Origin of the sequence: Streptomyces sp. NPDC060064, from assembly GCF_042736455.1 — a bacterium.
Taxonomy (GTDB): Bacteria; Actinomycetota; Actinomycetes; order Streptomycetales; family Streptomycetaceae; genus Streptomyces.
Genome location: NZ_JBHWWF010000035.1, coordinates 69,260 through 86,604 on the forward strand (window position 1 = coordinate 69,260; position 17,345 = coordinate 86,604).

The 17,345-nt window shown below is 70.5% G+C and carries 10 protein-coding genes; 6 read left to right on the top strand and 4 right to left on the bottom strand.

From position 1 onward, the window contains the following. Positions 1–42 precede the first annotated feature (42 nt). Positions 43–1,608: a DUF1996 domain-containing protein gene (locus ACFWDI_RS32485; RefSeq protein ID WP_385309529.1), complete on the top strand. Its 1,566-nt coding sequence runs from the start codon at positions 43–45 to the stop codon at positions 1,606–1,608. Positions 1,609–1,692: 84 nt separating this feature from the next. Here the strand turns inward: ACFWDI_RS32485 and ACFWDI_RS32490 are convergent, their stop codons facing one another. Then, positions 1,693–2,187, bottom strand: a complete 495-nt coding sequence (locus ACFWDI_RS32490; RefSeq protein WP_385309531.1) for a hypothetical protein — start codon at positions 2,185–2,187, stop codon at positions 1,693–1,695. Positions 2,188–2,292: 105 nt separating this feature from the next. Here ACFWDI_RS32490 and ACFWDI_RS32495 point away from each other — a divergent pair, with 105 nt between their 5' ends. The 4 genes from ACFWDI_RS32495 to ACFWDI_RS32510 all read left to right on the top strand — a co-directional run bounded on the left by ACFWDI_RS32495 (position 2,293) and on the right by ACFWDI_RS32510 (position 9,321). Continuing rightward, positions 2,293–5,406: an alpha-N-acetylglucosaminidase TIM-barrel domain-containing protein gene (locus ACFWDI_RS32495; RefSeq protein ID WP_385309533.1), complete on the top strand. Its 3,114-nt coding sequence runs from the start codon at positions 2,293–2,295 to the stop codon at positions 5,404–5,406. A gap of 126 nt (positions 5,407–5,532) precedes the next feature. After that, complete coding sequence (locus ACFWDI_RS32500; RefSeq protein ID WP_385309535.1) at positions 5,533–6,333, top strand: tyrosine-protein phosphatase; 801 nt, start codon at positions 5,533–5,535, stop codon at positions 6,331–6,333. A 47-nt stretch (positions 6,334–6,380) separates the two neighbouring features. Further along, the gene (locus tag ACFWDI_RS32505) at positions 6,381–8,447 is read left to right on the top strand and encodes a hypothetical protein (RefSeq protein ID WP_385309537.1); all 2,067 of its coding nucleotides are present in this window, start codon (positions 6,381–6,383) and stop codon (positions 8,445–8,447) included. A 124-nt stretch (positions 8,448–8,571) separates the two neighbouring features. Further along, on the top strand, positions 8,572–9,321 hold the full coding sequence (locus ACFWDI_RS32510) for a TetR/AcrR family transcriptional regulator (protein ID WP_385309539.1): 750 nt from the start codon (positions 8,572–8,574) through the stop codon (positions 9,319–9,321). On the opposite strand, the gene ACFWDI_RS32515 is transcribed toward ACFWDI_RS32510, so the two are convergent. After that, a complete protein-coding gene (locus ACFWDI_RS32515) occupies positions 9,306–9,656 on the bottom strand; it encodes a 5-carboxymethyl-2-hydroxymuconate Delta-isomerase (protein WP_385309541.1) in 351 nt (116 codons plus the stop codon). The two genes, ACFWDI_RS32510 and ACFWDI_RS32515, sit on opposite strands and share 16 nt — an antisense overlap. Before the next feature lie 113 nt (positions 9,657–9,769). Here ACFWDI_RS32515 and ACFWDI_RS32520 point away from each other — a divergent pair, with 113 nt between their 5' ends. Next, on the top strand, positions 9,770–10,279 hold the full coding sequence (locus ACFWDI_RS32520) for a GNAT family N-acetyltransferase (RefSeq protein WP_385309543.1): 510 nt from the start codon (positions 9,770–9,772) through the stop codon (positions 10,277–10,279). Positions 10,280–10,299: 20 nt separating this feature from the next. On the opposite strand, the gene ACFWDI_RS32525 is transcribed toward ACFWDI_RS32520, so the two are convergent. Both ACFWDI_RS32525 and pulA read right to left on the bottom strand, forming a co-directional pair. Further along, positions 10,300–11,898, bottom strand: a complete 1,599-nt coding sequence (locus tag ACFWDI_RS32525; RefSeq protein WP_385309545.1) for a SpoIIE family protein phosphatase — start codon at positions 11,896–11,898, stop codon at positions 10,300–10,302. 67 nt (positions 11,899–11,965) lie between these two features. Continuing rightward, a complete protein-coding gene (gene pulA / locus ACFWDI_RS32530) occupies positions 11,966–17,236 on the bottom strand; it encodes a pullulanase-type alpha-1,6-glucosidase (RefSeq protein WP_385309549.1) in 5,271 nt (1,756 codons plus the stop codon). Positions 17,237–17,345: the final 109 nt, after the last annotated feature.

Here is a 17,345-nt window from a genome sequence, read left to right on the forward strand (position 1 = left end):
GACCCCCCTAACCCACACCCGGCGACGAAGCAGAGGAGTTCCATGGGACACGCAACGAGAAAACGCTCGACATTGGCGAACCGGGCGATCGTCGCCTCCGCCGCATTGATCCTGGGCGGGGGTGGGCTGGTCGCGGTCAATGTGTATGCATCCGCGGGCGAAAACCATTCCGGTCAAGGCTCCAATTGGACGAAGAAGGCCGCCGGGCAGCAGGTGTCGACCATCGACTGCCCCGAGGTCGCGAACGGCCTCCCGGACGTGCCGCCTCAGGCGCGCCAGGAAGTCGACGGTGAGCTGGCCAAGATGGACAGCCAGATCACCGACGCCTACAAGAGGTTCGCCGACCAGAAGCAGCAGGTCCAGAGCGATCCTCAATGGGGCAAGAACGCCATCCTGAATCCGCTCAGGGACAAACGGCGGGCCAGCATCGACCGGATTGCCACGGCCATCGGCCGGAACGGTCAGCGTCCACAGGACATGCAGGACCTCGCCGATTGCTCGCTGCAGGCCGACGACGGCAACGCCCAGAACGACGGGCAGAACGACGGCCAGGGTGACGCCAACGGCGCCGACCAGAACGGCGACAACAACAACGGACAGGACGGCGCCGACCAGAACGGTGGTCAGAATGGTGACCAGAATGGCGGCCAGGACGACGGTCAGGGCAATGACCAGGGCGATGGCCAGGGTCAGGGCAATGACCAGGGCAACGGCGGACAGGGCAATGGCCCCGAAGCCTCCGACTTCGTAGACATCCAGTCGGTCCAGCCCAACGTCGCCCAGCCCCAGCAGCGCCGCGGCGGCTCCAGAGGAACCTTCGTCACGGAGTGCGGAAAGAACGAGAACGGCAAGTTCAATCCGGACAATGTCATCGTCGCCCCTGGTGTGAGCAATGGCGCGCACCATATGCACGATTACGTCGGCAACCAGGCCAACGACGCGTTCGCCAGTGACGACGATCTGGCAAACGGTGACACCAGCTGCCAGAACCAGGGCGACAAGTCCACGTACTACTGGCCTGTACTGCGACTGCAGAACGGGCAGGACGAGAACGACGCCCAGGCGGACGGCGGCGGCAAGGACCAGAACGTCGGAGAGATCCAGACTCCGTCCCAGGTCACGCTGAATTTCGTCGGCAATCCGGCGAGCAAGGTCACCGCAATGCCTCGTTTCCTGCGGATCATCACCGGTGACGCCAAGGCATTCACCAACGGCGACGCGAACGCCAATGCCTCCTGGAGCTGCACCGGATTCGAGGACCGCCAGCTGAAGGACAAGTACCCGATCTGCCCCCAAGGCAGCCAGGTAGTGCGCTCCTTCAAGTTCCAGAGCTGCTGGGACGGCCAGAACACCGACAGTGCGAATCACCGCACCCATGTCGCGTTCGCGGACGGCAACGGCAACTGCGGAAACGGATTCAAGGCGATCCCGCAGCTGGTGCAGCGGATCGTGTACGACGTACCGCCGGGCCCCGGCTTCGCGGTCGACTCCTTCCCGGAGCAGCTGCACAAGCCGGTCACCGACCACGGTGACTTCATCAATGTCTTCGACGAGAACCTGATGAACAAGGTGGTGAACTGCATCAACAGCGGCCAGAAGTGCACGTGATCCACTGACCCGAAAGGCTGGAGCGGCCCCCCAGGGTGGGGGGCCGCTCCGCTGTGACCAGCCCCCCACCACGTACTTGCGCGGTCAGCTCCCGTGGTGCCCCGAGTGGCCCCCCGCGCTCTCCCCGGTGCCACCGCTGCTCCCGGAGTGGTGCTGAGCGCCGGTCTCCACCGAGCCACCGAGCCGGCCGCGCAGGGCAGTGACCACCTTCTCGTCGCCGACCGCGACCCACTTTCTGCCGACGAGATACGAGCCGCCGTAGTCGTTGGCCTCGTTGATCCATTCACGCTGGCCGCGGTCGGTGGCAAAGGTGGCCAGCACATACTTGCCGTCACCCGTGGTGCAGTTGGCCTGCCGCAGCTCGGCCGCATTCGTCTGGATGTTCGGCTTGCACTCGGCCTTCGCCGCCAGTTGCTCCAGGCTGCCCGTCGCTGTCTTCGGCGGCTCGGGACTCTTCTCGCCGCCGCCACGCCCATCGCCGTCATCGCCCGCTCCGCAGGCCGCGGCAAGGGTCAGCACCAGAACTGCCAGTGCTGTCCGGGCCGTACGCCTCGCGCCGGTGTTCGTACTCGTACTCATCCGGCCATCGTGCCCTCTCGCACTCCTGTCGGGTAGCCGAACGACGGGTAACCTGCGCGACACGCACGCACCTGTTGTCACTTGAACAACATGTAAGGAGCGCTGATGAACGAGCTGTCGAGACGTACTCTGCTGGGCACCGCCGGAGCGATCGGCATCGGCGCGGCGTTAATCGGGCACACTCCCGCGTCCGCCGCCGAAGCAGCCGGAGCGGCCGGAGCCGCCGGAGCCGCCGCCCCGGCCGCGGCGGAAGTGTTCTCCACGACACCCGCGCAGGATGCGCTCCAGCGGCTGCTTCCCCGCCATGCCGGCCAGTTCCGGCTGCGGGCTCTCGAAGGCCCCGAGCGCTTCCGGGTCACCGGTTCCACCGGCCGTATCGAGGTCGCGGGCACCAGTCCGGCCGTGCTGCTCACCGGAGTCCACTGGTACCTCAAATACGTCTGCCGGGCGCACATCTCGTGGTCCGGCAGCCAGCTCGATCTGCCGGGACTGCTGCCCGCGCCCCGTGACGCGCTCGAGCGTTCGGCGACCGTCCCGCACCGGTTCGCGTTCAACGACACGCACGACGGCTACACCGCCCCGTACGCCGACTGGGCGCGCTGGGAGCGGCTGCTCGACGTCCTCGCCCTGCACGGCTGCAACGAGGTGCTGGTGACCCCCGGCCAGGAGGCCGTCTACCACCGGCTCCTGCAGGACTTCGGGTACACCGACACGGAGGCGCGCAGCTGGCTCCCCGCACCCTCCCACCAGCCGTGGTGGCTGCTGCAGAACATGAGCGAGTACGGCGGCCCGCTCAGCCCCGAACTCATCGAGAGACGCGCCGGCCTCGGCAGACAGATCGCCGACCGGATGCGTGAGCTCGGTATGCACCCGGTCCTGCCCGGCTACTTCGGGACGGTCCCGGACGGCTTCGTCGCCCGCAACGCCGGCGCCCGCGTCATCCCGCAGGGCACCTGGAACGGCAAGCGCCGCCCCGACTGGCTCGACCCGCGCACCTCGAGCTTCAGCGACGTCGCCGCGGCCTTCTACCGGCACCAGGCGGAACTCTTCGGCGAGGTCGGCCACTTCAAGATGGATCTGCTGCACGAGGGCGGCACCGCCGGGGACGTCCCGGTGGCCGACGCCGCCCGCGCCGTCGAGAAGTCCCTGCAGACCGCCCGTCCCGGCGCGACCTGGGTGATCCTCGGCTGGCAGTCCAATCCGCGGCCCGCGCTGCTCGACGCGGTCGACACCGACCGGGTGCTGATCGTCGACGGTCTCTCCGACCTGGACACGGTCACCGACCGGGAGACGGAGTGGGGCGGTGCGCCGTACGCCTTCGGCACCATCCCCAACTTCGGCGGGCGTACGACGATCGGCGCGAACACCGACCGGTGGACCGCGAAGTTCACCGCCTGGCGAGACAAGCCGGGCAGCGCGCTGGCCGGCACCGCGTACATGCCGGAGGCCGCCGAGCGCGATCCCGCGGCCCTGGAGCTGTTCAGCGAGCTCGCCTGGCGCGAGGAGCAGATCGACCGGGACGCGTGGTTCGAGCAGTACGCCGAAGTCCGCTACGGCGGCGAGGACCGCTCCGCACGCACCGCCTTCGCCGCGCTCGCCGCGACCGCGTACAAGTTGACCAGCACCGACGGCCGCCCGTACGACTCGCTGTTCTGCCGCCGGCCGAGCATGACCTCCTCCATCGGCACGGCCTTCGACCCGGCCGGGTTCGACCGGGCCTTCGCCGCGCTGCTGGACGTACGGCATGCGCTGCGCGACTGTGACGCCTACCGCCACGACGTGACCGATCTGGCCCGCCAGGCGCTCGCCAACCGCTCGCGCACGCTCCAGCTCCCGCTGCGCGTCGCCTACCTGGACAAGGATGTGGACACCTTCCGTGCCCTGTCCGCGCTCTGGCTGAAGCTGATGCGGCTGAGCGACACCATGGCCGGCTGCCATCGCTCGTTCCTGCTCGGTCCCTGGCTGGAGGACGCCAAGCGGCTGGCCACCGGTCCGGCCGAGGCGGTGGAGCTGGAGCGCACCGCCCGTGTGCTGCTCACCACCTGGGCGGACCGGGCCGCCGCCAACCAGCTCAGCAACTACGCCAACCGCGACTGGCACGGTCTGATCAACGACGTCCATGTGCCGCAGTGGGAGGCGTATCTTCAGGAGCAGGCCGCGGCGATGGCCGAGGGCCGCGCACCCAAGTCCTTCGACTGGTATCCGGCGGAGGAGGCGTGGACGAAGGACAGGCGCGCCTATCCGGTGCGGCCGACGGGCGACGCGTACCGCACCGCCCGGCGCGTGTACGACACCCTCGCCACCGCCCCGTACCAGGGCTTCGTCTCCGTCACCGCGGACCCGCCGGCCTTCACCCCCGGCAGCACAGGCACCGTCGCCGCCACCTTCCGCAACTTCAACGGGCTGCGCTCCACGGGCCGCGTCGACCTGGCCCTGACCGGCCCGGCCGCCGAGCCGCAGGGCCCGACCTTCCTGAAGAGCGTGCCGGCCGGCGGCACCGGCACGGTCTCCTGGCGGGTGACGGCGCCCCCCGAACCGCTCACCGAGCCGCTGGTCGCCATGGACTACGAGCTGCGCACACAGTACGGACCGCGCGGCGAGGAGCGGGTGGCTGTCACGCAGAAGGGCAAGCTGCAGCTGGCGGCGCCGCTGGATCCCCAGTGGCGCACCTTCACCAGTAACGCGGCCGTCTTCGGGCAGGTCGGCGACCGCTTCGCGATCAATGGCGCGGGCAACGACCTGTGGAGGGGTACCACACAGTTCGGCACCGCCTACCGGGAGGGCGCGCTGGCGGAGGGTGTGAGCGTCGTCCTGCGGGTGGACTCCCAGGAGAACACCAGCAGTTGGGCCCGGTCCGGCATTGTCGTACGCAACAGCCTGGCGAAGCCGGGGGACGCCGGATTCCTGAATCTGGCCGCGACCCCCGGCCAGGGCATCTTGCTGTCGTACGACACGAACGCCGACGGCACCCTGGACACATACCTGCGCATCACCGGCATCAAGGCCCCGGTGCTGCTGCGGCTCACCCGGAACGCCGGGATCTCCTTCACCGGCGCCTGCTCCACGGACGGCGGTGCCACCTGGCGCACGGTCGCCACCGTCTCCGTGCCGGGGTCCGCCGCCGTCCAGGACGTGGGGCTCTTCATGAGCGCGACCAGCGGGGGCAGCGGGGCCAGGGGCACGGTGCGCTTCAGCGGCTGGTCGGTCACCGCGGGATGATCCGCTGCCTGCGGCACCGGCAGAGCCGGTGCCGCGCCGGTGGCGTGACCGTCGACTACCGTTCCGCACAAAGAACAACCATTCGGTAGATATCGACCGCACGATCAGTCAGGGAGCCTTCCCGCCATGACCGCGATCCCCGCCCACACCGTCGCCAACCTCCGCGACCTCGGCTCCATTGCGCTGCCCGGCGGCCGTTCCGTACGCCCCGGTCTTGTCTTCCGCTCCGGGATGCTCGACCGGTTCGACGCCGCCGCCGATCCGGTCGTCGCCGCGCTGGGGATCCGTACGGTCGTCGACTTCCGCACCGAGGCGGAGCGCCGCGCCCGCCCCGACCACGTCCCCGAGGGCGGGCGGCTGCTGCTCGCCGATGTCTTCGCCGACCAGGTGGCATTCGGCCGGCTGCCGGTCGCGGCCCAGCTGAAACAGGTGCTGAGCGATCCGGCCGTCGCCGAGCGGGAGTTGGGCGGCGGCCGGGCGCAGTCGCTCTTCGCGCACGCCTACCGCGGCTTCGTCATCAGCGACTCCGCGCGGCACGCCTACGGCGCCTTCCTCAGCGAACTCGCCGGGCCCGGCGCGGGACCGCTGCTCTTCCACTGCACGGCGGGCAAGGACCGCACCGGCTGGGCGGCGACGATCCTGCTCACGCTCCTCGGCGCGACGCCGGAGACCGTCGAGGCGGAGTACCTCTCCGTCAATCCGGCGGTACGGCAGGCCTTCGCCTCGCTCGTCGAGGGTTTCATCGCACAGGGCGGCGACCCGGAGACCGCCCTCGCGATGATCGGCGTGTTCCCGGAGTATCTGGCGGCGGCGCTGGACACGGTCGCTGCCCGCCACGGCACGATGGAGAGGTACGTGCGCGAGGGGCTCGGCGTCCCGGACCAGACGGTCGAACGCATCCGGGAACGGCTGACAGCGACGAGCTGAGTTCCTGGGCCTGGTGACCGTAAGACGATTCGCTCGTTCTGCTGAACGTGCGCCCACAGGATGTCGTCACCCCGCCCGCTCCCGCCCCCGCCCCCGCTCCCGCCCCCATCGCCGGCCGTGTCGAGGTCGAGCAGGCCGAAGCGGCCCTTGTCGAGCACTACCCCCGGCTCGTACGGATCGCGTATCTCGTACTGCCGCCGTCGCTCGGCCGCAACCGCCGTGTACTGACCGCGCACGCCCTCGCGCAGCGCTCGCTTCCGCGCGGCCGCACCGCTCCCGCGGGCGCCACGGACGCCATGGACACGGCGATCCCGGCCTCCCGCCGGGCGCCGGGCGACGCCGACCCCGGCTATGCGTATGTACGGGGAAGGGTGCTGCGCCAGGCCCTGGACGCCGGACTCCCGTTGCGGCGGCTGGCCTGGCCGAAGCGCTCGCAGCTCCCGCCGCTGCTGCCGCATGTGTGGGGTCTGCGGGTCTTCCCGCGCTCGGGCGGTGCCGATGAACTCGCTCTGGACCAGCGGCTCTCCGCGCTTTCGGGGCCCGCGAGGGCGGCCTATGTGCTGCGCGGCCTGGAGGGGCTGCCCGACGCCGAGGTGCAGCAGGCCCTCAGCGCGGCCGGGGTCGGTGATCCGCGGGCCGCGCTGGCCGAGGCGGACGGCATGGACCCGGCGGCGGCGGTAGAGAGCAGGGGCGGCGAGGGCACGGAGGGAACGGACGCCGAGGGAGGGAGCACAGAGGTGAAGGGCGCTGCGGTAAAGGGCGCTGCGGCTCTTCTCGAGTCCTCCGAGTTCGACCCGTGTTCTCTGCAGGCGCGCCCCACCGATCTGATGCGCCGCCGCCAGCACGGCAAGGCGGCCGTGGTGGCGGCCGCCGCCCTCGCGGTGTGCGGCGCGCTGCTCGGGCTGCCGGGCGACGGCTGGGGCCCGGACGGTGCGGCCGCGCCGCCGTACGCACGTAACCCCGCGGCCGAATCCGCCCTGGACCCGGCCCGGTTGACGCTGGTCTCCGCCACGGCGTGGCAGCGCTCGTCCCGTACCGACTTCTCCGTCTGGCCGGCCCGCGGCGGTCTCACCGAGGACCGCGCGCTGCTGCGCCGTGCGCTCGCCGTCTGGGCCAGGCCCGGCAGCGCGGTCCAGGTCTCCGCGACACCGGGCACTCCCCCGGGCCCGCCGATGGGCTCGCCGCAGCTGCTGTACGCGGGCGAGGTCGACCAGGCACGTGTGGTGCTGCTCCACGACGGGCTGCGCGTGGTCCGCTATGCCGAGCCGAAGGACGGCACCGGCGGTGTGGCGCTCGACTTCGCGCGGACGGACGGCGCCGACGCCGCCTCCTCGGCCGCGATTGTCGCAAGCCGTACCGATGGCAGTGTCCGCTATCTGACGGCTCCTTGGGTGCGGAAGACGTCCGTACGGGATCTGCTCGACCCGGCGGTCGGTCCGCGTCCCCTCCAGCGGGGCACGGACGGTGTGACCAGCCCGCTGTCGAGCCCGGCGCAGGCGCGGGACTGCCGGTCCTGGGACGTGCTGGAGGTGCGGGACGAAACGGCCGAGCGGCTGCTGACCGACCTCGGTGAACTGACCCCGGCCAGGCTCACCTCAGGGCCGCCGTCCGCCCCGAAGGACGTCACCGGTCAGGCGGCCCGCGCCTCGTGGGCCCGTACGGCCTGTCTGCTGCCCGGGGTGCGCGCGCACGGTGTGCGCAGCGTCAACTCGTGGCAGTACGCACAGCAGTCGTTGCCCGAGTCGAACGGCACGGCGGCCTGGCTGTGCACGCGCGCGGAGACCTGGCGGGGTACGGGGAGCCGGGTCATGGCGCAGTTCCAGGCACCGGGAGCACAGGCGGGTGCGCCGGGTGCGATCGCGGCGCGGGCCGAGGACTCGCCGTCCTGCGGAGTGCGGGATCCGCGGGTGCTGGCGGGTGTGCTGTGGAAGTCGCAGGCGGGGCACTGGTTCGTACTCGCGGCAGGAAGCGAGCAGTTCTCGTCGCTGGCCACCTCGGGCGGGGTGGACGGCAGCGCGAAGGGACATCTGCTGGCGGTACGGGCGAAGGAGGGTGCGCGGGCGGAGCTGAACGGCCGCCTGAAGGACGGCCGTCGGGTGGGTGCGCTGCACTGAGCGGCTCCCGGAATTCTCCGGCTCACCTCTGTCGCTGCGGTCTACCCGCCAGTACGTCGTCGTCATGTCGTAGAGCCCCGACCCGTTGGCCCGATATGCGTTCGCTGCCCGTTAGGGTGTTCGCATGACGACCGGGGTACGCCGCAGGATGGGCGTCGAGGAGCGCAGGCAGCAACTGATCCGCGTGGCGCTGGACCTGTTCAGCAACCGCTCGCCCGACGATGTCTCGATCGACGAGATAGCCGCGGCCGCCGGAATCTCGCGGCCGCTCGTCTACCACTACTTCCCGGGCAAACAGAGCCTGTACGAGGCCGCGCTGCGGCGAGCCGCCGACGAGCTGGCCGCGCGGTTCCTGGAGCCGCCCGAGGGGCCGCTCGGGGCGCGGCTGCTGCGGGTCATGGGACGGTTCTTCGACTTCGTGAACGACCACGGGCCCGGGTTCTCGGCGTTGATGCGGGGCGGTCCCGCGGTCTCCGCGGGCGGAGCCTGCTCAAGGGACGCGGATTCGGCGACGAACGCGATGATCGACGAGGTCCGGCAGGCGGCGTACGAACAGATCCTGGCCCATCTGGGGATCGGCACTCCGCCGGCGCGCCTGGAGTTGGTCGTACGGTCCTGGGTGTCGCTCGCCGAGTCGACGGCGCTGCTCTGGCTGGACGGGCGGCGCATTCCGCGCGCCGAGCTGGAGTTGCAGCTGGTGCACGACTTCGCGGCGCTGTGCGCGGTGAGTGCGGCGTACGACGAAGAGATGGCGGACATCCTGATCCGCGTCCTCGTGGACGAGCCTGCCGACGGCCCGTTCGGCGATCTGGTCGGCCGGCTCATGACGCTGGCGCCCTCGCTCTCCAAGGTGCCGACTCAGCGCTTGCGGTAGGACGCTTCCAGGTCACGCACCTCGGCGGAGACGACGGGCACAACGCCCTCGGCCGGCTTCAGATGGCCGGCCAGCAGGTCCAGGACGACTCCCGACAGTTGCGCCTTGAGCTCGGGGGCGCGGCCCGGCAGCAGGGCGATCCCGATGTGGATGACCGCGTCGTCGGGCGTACCTCCGGCCACGACCGTCTCGTCGACACGGCGGAACCTGGTCTTGCAGGCGTTCAGTTCGGTGTCGATCGTCTCGACGATCAGCGGGTGCAGCGCGAGCGCGAAGCCCCGGCGGTCGAAGGAGGATTCCAGGTTCGCGGAGTAGTCGACGGTGATCTGCGGCATCGGGCGCTCCAGCACGGGTGACAAGGGATGGTCGGGGCACAGTCGGGGCCTGGTCGGGCAGTTGCGGGACCCACCCTTACGCAAGTGTCCATGACCCCGTCAATAATGCTGGAATGAAGATCATCTGTCGGCTCGCCGCCCACACCGATGTGGAAACCCTCGTCACTCTCTTCGACGGGGCCGCCCGCTGGATGCAGCTCAACGGCATCGCCCAGTGGAAGCCCGGCGACAAGGATGCCGACCACTTCCGGCACTGGATCAAGGAGGGGGAGGTCTGGATCGCGGAGACCGCGGAGGGCGATGCGATCGGGGCGTACGAACTGTGGTGGGAGGACCAGCCCGCCTGGGGGATCCAGCCTCCCGTGGCCGGGTATGTGCACCGGCTGATGATCGACCGGGATACGGCTCCGGCCGGGTTCGGCCGGCTGCTGCTCGCGCACGCCGAGCAGCGGATCGCCGATACCGGGCGGGAGTTCGTACGGCTCGACTGTCTGTCGAACAATCCCGCGCTGCGGACGTACTACGAGGCTGCCGGCTACCGCGTCGCGGGTGAGGAGCCGAGCAAGGTGGCGAAGGACGGCAGCCGTTACGGAGTGATCCTGCTGGAGAAGGCGGTCGGATGAAACCGGTCAGCTGAGGCCGGTCAGCTGAGGCCGGTCAGCTGAAGAGCCAGCAGCGCGACGTCGTCCTCCCGGGTGCCGAAGCAGTCCAGCAGGGTGTCGCAGAGAGCGGCGACGCCCCGCGGCGCGTGGGCAGCGGCGTGGCGGAGTCGTTCGAGGGATACCGTGAGGTCCGTGCCGCGGGTCTCGATCAGTCCGTCGGTGACCATCAACAGCCGGTCGCCGTACGTCAGTTGGACGGCGGTCGGATGCGGACGCTCCAGGTCGAGGCCGAGCAGCGGGCCGGAGACCGTCAGGTAGGACGTCTCGCCGTCGGCCGTGACGACCAGCGGGCGGATATGGCCGGCGTTCGCGATCCGGGCGCGGCCGGTGACCGGGTCGATCAGGGCCAGGCAGACGGTGGCCGTGGCCTCCGGGTGGTAGCGCTGGAGCATCCGGTCGAGGCGGTGCAGCAGCACGGCCGGGTCGCTCTCGTCGGTCGCGTACGCGCGCAGGGCGTGCCGCAGCTCGACCATCACGGTCGCCGCGTCCAGCGAGTGGCCGACCACGTCGCCGACGCCGACCAGCAGTCCGGCGGGGGTGGAGAGGGCGACATAGAAGTCCCCGCCGATCTCGGCGTTCCGGGAGGCGGGCACATAGCGCAGAGCGAGGTCGGCGCCGGGCAGGGCGGGCGGCTGCTGGGGCAGGAAGCCGCGTTGCAGGGTCAGCGCCACATGGCGTTCCTCGGCGGCGGTGCGCAGTGTCCCGGCGGTGAGGGCGGTGGCGTGGGCGAGCCGGCCGAGCAGATGTGCCGTGTCCGGGTCGTTGGGGGCGTAGGCCGGGCGGGCCAGACAGACCGGCGGCTGACCGGGTCGGCTGCGGGCCAGCAACAGGGCTGCGCCGCCGGGGACCTCGGGGACGAAGAATCCCGGCGGCCACAGGGGCGCGGGCGCCATCACGGGATGTACACCCGAGCGGCCCGCCATGCACCGCTGCAGCAGCTGGCCCACGGCCGTGCGGGCGCCGGAGTCCGGCGGGGAGCCACAGCGCCGCGGGCTGCCCGCGTACAGCGTGTCCTCGGCACCGAAGACGAAGGCCGCCGCCGGGCCGCCGGTGAGCCAGGCGGTCGCGGCGGCGGCGAGATCGGCCAGTTCCTGCGGGCCGTGCGCGCAGTGCAGCTCCGTGATCGCGGCGGCGAGCCGGGTCAGCCGGCCCGCCTGCGCCTCGGCGTCGTGACGGGAGCGGGCCCCGCGCAGCGCGGCCCTGATCACCGCCTCGATCTCCTCCGGTTCGACCGGGACCGTCAGATAGGCGTCGGCACCCGCGTCGAGTCCGCGGCTGCGGTCGCGCGGGGTGATCGCCGCGGCGCTGAAGTGCACCACCGGCATCGCGGCGATCACCGGATGGGCCTTGATCCGGCGGCAGAGCTCGAAGCCGTTCATGTCGGGCAGGCCGATGTCGACCAGCGCGGCGTCCGGCAACGCACCCGACCTGAGTCTCGTATCGAGCTCGATCAGGGCGTCGCCGGCGCTCGCGGTGGACACGACCCGGTGGCCTGCCCGGCGCAGCACCGCACCCATGGCGTAGCGATTGGCCTCGAGGTCGTCGACGACCAGCACAGTGGCGCCGTCGGGTTGGGTCATGTCGCGCATCTCCTCGGACCGAGGACACCCCGCCCCGTAGTCGGCCCACCACGCTAACCCGCTTCGGTCAACTGCGGGCGAAGACGGCGACGCTACGCGCCGGTACGGTGAAGCTTCCAGAACTCCCCTCGTACGAAGCAGACTTGGTGATAAGGTCCGCGCCCGCGACCTGTACCGGATGGAGCGCGTACGCCTTCCCGGCCAGCGCCGTGACCCGTTGCGTCTGCCGCTCCGGTGTGGCGTTGAAGAGCACGACCAGATCGCCGACGCGCATCGTGATCACGCCCGGGGTCTCGTCCTTGCCGGAGAGCGGGAAGGAGACCGCGGACTGCACCTCACCCGCCGTGCCCAGGCTGAAGGCCTTCTCGGTGGTACGGATGGTGAGCAGGTCCCGGTAGGCGGCCGAGGCGCCGGTGATCTGTGGGCAGCCGACCGTGATCGACGTCAACAGCGGCTTGGCGTACGGCCACTTGGTCTTGTTGTCGGCCTCCGGCGGCAGCCCGCGGCCGAAGCCGTTGCCGTCCCGGCAGTCCCAGTGGATCGCGTTGAACCAGTCACCGCTGTCGTACGCATTGCGGTCCAGCGACTTGGAACGGAGCAGGTCCGTCCCGGCCTGCGAGAGCGCCGGTCCCTGGGAGAGGGCCGCGGTCGCCATCGCCAGCACCTGCATACGGGCCCGGTCCGCCGGTGAGGTGGTGGGCGGGAGCTTGAAGGCGAGCGCGTCGTACAGCGACTCGTTGTCGTGTGCGTCCGCGTAGGCGAGGGCGTCGCCGGGAGCGGCGGCGTATCCGGCCGGGGCGCCGTTGTAGTCGACCTCGGAGCCCTTGACGCTGCGGCCGGAGCTGTCGGTGAAGGAGTACGCGGCGAGATTGCCCGTCAGACCCACCTTGATCAGGTCCTGGTAGTGCAGCAGCCGGGCCTTCTGCTCGGCCGGAGTGCCGTTCGCCGCCGAGGAGTTGGGGTCGGTGTAGAGGCCGGAGGCGAAGCCCTGCACGCCCGGGTCCTCGTCGAAGGGCCCGCCGCCGCGCACCGCGTCACGGGCCCGGTCGGAGAAGGTCGCCACCCCCGTGCCCGCCATGTTCTTCTGGGTGGCCTGGACGAAGCGCGCATCGTCCGCGATCTCCCCGAAGTTCCAGCCCTCGCCGTAGAGGATGATCTTCTTTCCGTCCACGCCGTCGCGCGCGGGCGTCAGCTCGTCGAGCGCCTTGCGCACCGCGAGGATATTGGCCTTCGGATGGTGGCCCATCAGGTCGAAGCGGAAGCCGTCGACCTTGTACTCCTTCGCCCAGGTGACGACCGAGTCGACGACGAGCTTGCCCATCATGGCGTTCTCGGGCGCGGTGTTCGCGCAGCAGGTGGAGGTGGCGACGGTGCCGTCGGCGAGCAGCCGCTGGTAGTAGCCCGGCACGATCTTGTCGAGCACGGACTTGTCGGCCTGTCCGCTCGCCACGGTGTGGTTGTAGACGACGTCCATGACGGTGCGCAGGCCGCTGGAGTTCAGGGACTGCACCATCCGCCGGAACTCGACCGTGCGCCGGGTGCCTTCCGGATCGGAGGCGTACGAACCCTCCGGGACGGTGTAGTGCAGCGGGTCGTAGCCCCAGTTGTACGCGTCCTTCGCGGCGGCCTTCGCGATGCAGGCCTGCTGCTTGTCGGAGTCCGGCGCGTACACCGACAGATCGCAGTCGGGCACGGACTGGTCGGACTTCTTCTCCGGGATGGTGCCGATGTCGAAGGCCGGCAGGAGGTGGACGTAGGAGGTACCGGAGGCGGCGAGCGCGCGCAGATGCTTCATGCCCTGCGAGTCACGGTCGGTGAAGGCCAGATACTGCCCCGGGTGCTTCGATGTGCGGTCCGCGACCGAGAAGTCGCGGATGTGGAGCTCCTGGATCTGCGCGTCGCGCAGCGGTGTCGCGGCCGGCTTCCTGAGACCTGTCCAGCCTGCCGGGGCGAGCTTCGGGTCGGCGAGGTCGATGACCAGGCTCCGTGCCGAGTCGGTGGTCAGGGCGGTGGAGTACGGGTCGGTGACCTTGTTGGTGACGAGCTTCTGGACGCTGGGCGCCCAGACCTTCACCGCGTATCTGTACTGCTTTCCGGACCAGCCCTTGGGGCCGGTGACGGACCAGACACCGCTCGCGTCGTCCCGTCGCATGGCGACCGTTCTGCCGTCGAGTTCGAGTGAGACGGAGTGGGCGGTGGGAGCCCAGAGGGAGAGGGTGGGGCGGCCGCGGTCGAAGACCGGTCCCAGGGCTGCCTCGGTGGCCTTGCCCGCGTACAGGTCGTCGAGGATCCCGGCCGTCTGGACGCCGGTGGCGGCGAGCAGCGCGCCGTTGGCCGCGCGCTGGGTGGCGATGAGCTGGCCGCGCAGCGACTGCCGGACCCGGTCCCGGTCGCGGGTGTCGACGGTGAACGCCGGATAGTCCTTGAGGTGCGGATACTTAGCCTTCTGCGCGTCGCTCAGCGTGGCGGAGGTGAGACGCAGCCACCGGCCTTCGTCGGACAGTGCACCGTCCTTGACGGTGATGCCGCCGTCCGCCGCGTACACCAGCTGCTGGCTGGTGGCGTCGGTCGCCTTCACCTTCCAGACCACGGTGCTCCGGTCGATCCACTGGGCCTCGGCCCTGGCGAGGTCGAGTGAGGGCGCGCCGCCGGTCTGCGGCAGCAGATACTTCGGCTGCCCGGCCAGCAGCCAGACCTCGTTCGTGTACGTCGCGAGGTCCAGGGACTGGTCGGTCGGCAGGTCCTTCTGGTCGCCCTTGTGGAGGATGTAGCTGAGCGAGGTCGCGCCGGCGGCGAGTGGCACCTCGAAGGTCACTCCGTACGCGTCCTTCTTCACCGGCTGGAGCGGCTTGGACCAGTCTGTGGGCGATGCCGCGCCGGTCCAGGTGTGCAGACCCCAGCCGTCGTAGTCGCCGTCGGCGCGGTTGTAGTGGAGGACGGCCTTCGTCCTGTCCTGCGGCGGGTAGGCGCCGTCGGGCGCGGTGTCCGACTGGCCTTCCTTGCCCTGGGCGATCCACACCTGGCCGGTGCGGGCCAGTTCGACGGTGCGTTGCGGGCCGTCCGCGGTGCCGTTCCTCTCGACGGTGTACGGGACGGTCGTGGCGCCCTCGGCGAGCTTGACCCAGGCGAAGGCGCCGTACGCGTCACGGCCGGTGAAGGCGGTCTGCTGGGTGCCTGTCCTGAGCTGCCAGCCGTCGTAGTCGCCGTCGGGCCGCTGGTAGTGGACGACCGCGTAGTCGCGCTCGACGGCCACCGGCTTCTCGGGCGGCGGTGCCTGGCCGGCGGTCGTCTCCGCCCGGTCACTGGCCGTACGTCCCGCGCTGTCCACCACAACTGCCTTGTAGCGCAGGGGGGTTCCGGCCGCCACATCGACGTACTGAGTGACCTTGTACGGGGCGTGGTCGGCCGAGCCGAGGGTGCGCCACTTGCCGTTGCCCGCCTGGGCGGCGAAGACGACGCGGTTGAGACCTCCGCCGTTCACGTCGGCAGCGATCTCGACGGTGCCGGTGGCTCCGGCGGCCGGGGCCTTGAGGGTGAGCGTGGGCTTGGCGGCGGGCGCGGCGAGCGGCTTCGCGGCCTGGAGCACGACGGAGGACAGCGCCGGCACGGTGACGGTGATCTTCCCGTCGACGGCGTGCACCGCGCCCGAACCGCCGTACAGCGCACGGAAGTCCGTGGCGTCCGCGGGGATGGTCACGGTCTTCGCGCTGTCCGCGTTGTTGACGGCGACGAGATACTCGATGGGCCCGGTGCGCGCCTTGGCGTCGGTGCGGGAGAAGGCGTACACCGAGTCCTTGGCGTACCGCTCCGTCTGGACGCCGTCGCGCAGCGCCGGGTGCTCCTTGGTGAGCTTCGAGAGCGCGGCGATCGACCGGTAGACGGGATGTGAGGTGTCGTACGCGTCGGACGCGTGCGTACGGTCCGTGCCCAGTTGGTCGTCGTCCAGATAGTCCGCGGTCCTGGAGGCGAAGAGGCTCTGGCGGGCGTCCTTGTCGCCGCCCGCGCCGGTGAAGCCCTGCTCGTCGCCGTAGTAGATCACCGGATTGCCGCGGGAGAGGAACATCAGCTCGTTGGCCAGCCGCGCCCGCTTCAGCAGCTCTGTGTCGTCGGCCTTCGGGTTGTCCTGCTTGAGGAAGGTGCCGATGCGGCCCATGTCGTGGTTGCCGAGGAAGGTCACCTGCTCATAGGCGTTGGCCTTGTCGCTGGTGTAGCGGTAGTCGTTCCCGAAGACGCCGGCGAGCTGGTCGGCGGACGCGCCCTGCGAGGCGTAGGCGCGGGCCGCGCTCTGGAAGGGGAAGTCGAGCGTGGCGTCGAGCCGGCCACGCGTGACGTACGGCGAGGTGATCGCCGTGTCCCCGGCGAAGATCTCGCCGAACATGAAGAAGTCGTCCCGGCCGCGCTTGGCGGCGTATGCGTCGAGCGCGGTGGCCCACTGGGTCCAGAAGTCCATGTCGACGTGCTTGACGGTGTCGATACGGAAGCCGTCGATGTCGAAGTCGCGGACCCACTTCTCGTAGATCTCCTCCATGCCCTTGACGACCTCGGGACGCTCGGTCCACAGGTCGTCGAGGCCGGAGAAGTCTCCGTACTCGGAGCTCTCGCCCGCGAAGGTCGAGTCACCGCGGTTGTGGTACATCGTCGGGTCGTTGAGCCAGGCGGGCACCTTCTTCCCGCTGACCTTGGGCGTGTACGGGAAGGAGCCGGCGTCGACCTTCCCGATCCCGGCCCGGTCGTCGAACGGGCGGCCGCTCCTGTCCAGGTACGGATAGGCGCCCTTGGGGCGGTAGCCGTACTTCTTCTCGGCGTAGTCGACGGTGTCGGCGGTGTGGTTGGTGATGACGTCGAAGAAGACCTTCATGCCCTTGGCGTGGGCCTTGTCGATCAGCTTCTCGAGGTCGGCGTTGGTGCCGAAGTGCGGGTCGACCTGGGTGAAGTCGGTGATCCAGTACCCGTGATACCCGGCGGACACGTCCTTGCCGGTGCCCTGGACGGGCCGGTTCTTGAAGATGGGCGCCATCCAGATGGCGGTGGTGCCGAGGCCCTTGATGTAGTCGAGCTTGCTCGTCAGGCCCTTGAGGTCGCCGCCCTGGTAGAAGCCCTTGTCGGTGGGGTCGTATCCGGTTTCGAGGCGGCCGCCGTCGAGTCCGCCGCGGTCGTTGGCCGTATCGCCGTTGGCGAACCGGTCGGGCAGGACGAAGTAGAACTGCTCCCGCGTCAGGTCATGCCGCGCGGGCGTGGCGGCGAGCGCGCGGTCGGAGGGCGGGGCGGGGGGTCTGGGCGCGCCGGCGGCCGGCCCGGCGGATATGAGCGCCGCGAGGAGAGCGGCGGCGGTGCCTATGGCGGCGCCGGCCGCGCTGACGCGGGGGGTGGTGGTCACCGGTGGGTTCTCCTTGGGTGGGGACGCCCTTCGGGCGTGTCCTCAATCGCCGGCGGGGCTGAATTTCCGC

What these genes read in the sequence shown, in the direction of transcription:
- ACFWDI_RS32485 (WP_385309529.1), top strand. Translation starts at nt 43, where the DNA reads ATGGGACACGCAACGAGAAAACGCTCGACATTGGCGAACCGGGCGATC.
- ACFWDI_RS32490 (WP_385309531.1), bottom strand. Translation starts at nt 2,187, where the DNA reads ATGAGTACGAGTACGAACACCGGCGCGAGGCGTACGGCCCGGACAGCA.
- ACFWDI_RS32495 (WP_385309533.1), top strand. Translation starts at nt 2,293, where the DNA reads ATGAACGAGCTGTCGAGACGTACTCTGCTGGGCACCGCCGGAGCGATC.
- ACFWDI_RS32500 (WP_385309535.1), top strand. Translation starts at nt 5,533, where the DNA reads ATGACCGCGATCCCCGCCCACACCGTCGCCAACCTCCGCGACCTCGGC.
- ACFWDI_RS32510 (WP_385309539.1), top strand. Translation starts at nt 8,572, where the DNA reads ATGACGACCGGGGTACGCCGCAGGATGGGCGTCGAGGAGCGCAGGCAG.
- ACFWDI_RS32515 (WP_385309541.1), bottom strand. Translation starts at nt 9,656, where the DNA reads ATGCCGCAGATCACCGTCGACTACTCCGCGAACCTGGAATCCTCCTTC.
- ACFWDI_RS32520 (WP_385309543.1), top strand. Translation starts at nt 9,770, where the DNA reads ATGAAGATCATCTGTCGGCTCGCCGCCCACACCGATGTGGAAACCCTC.
- ACFWDI_RS32525 (WP_385309545.1), bottom strand. Translation starts at nt 11,898, where the DNA reads ATGACCCAACCCGACGGCGCCACTGTGCTGGTCGTCGACGACCTCGAG.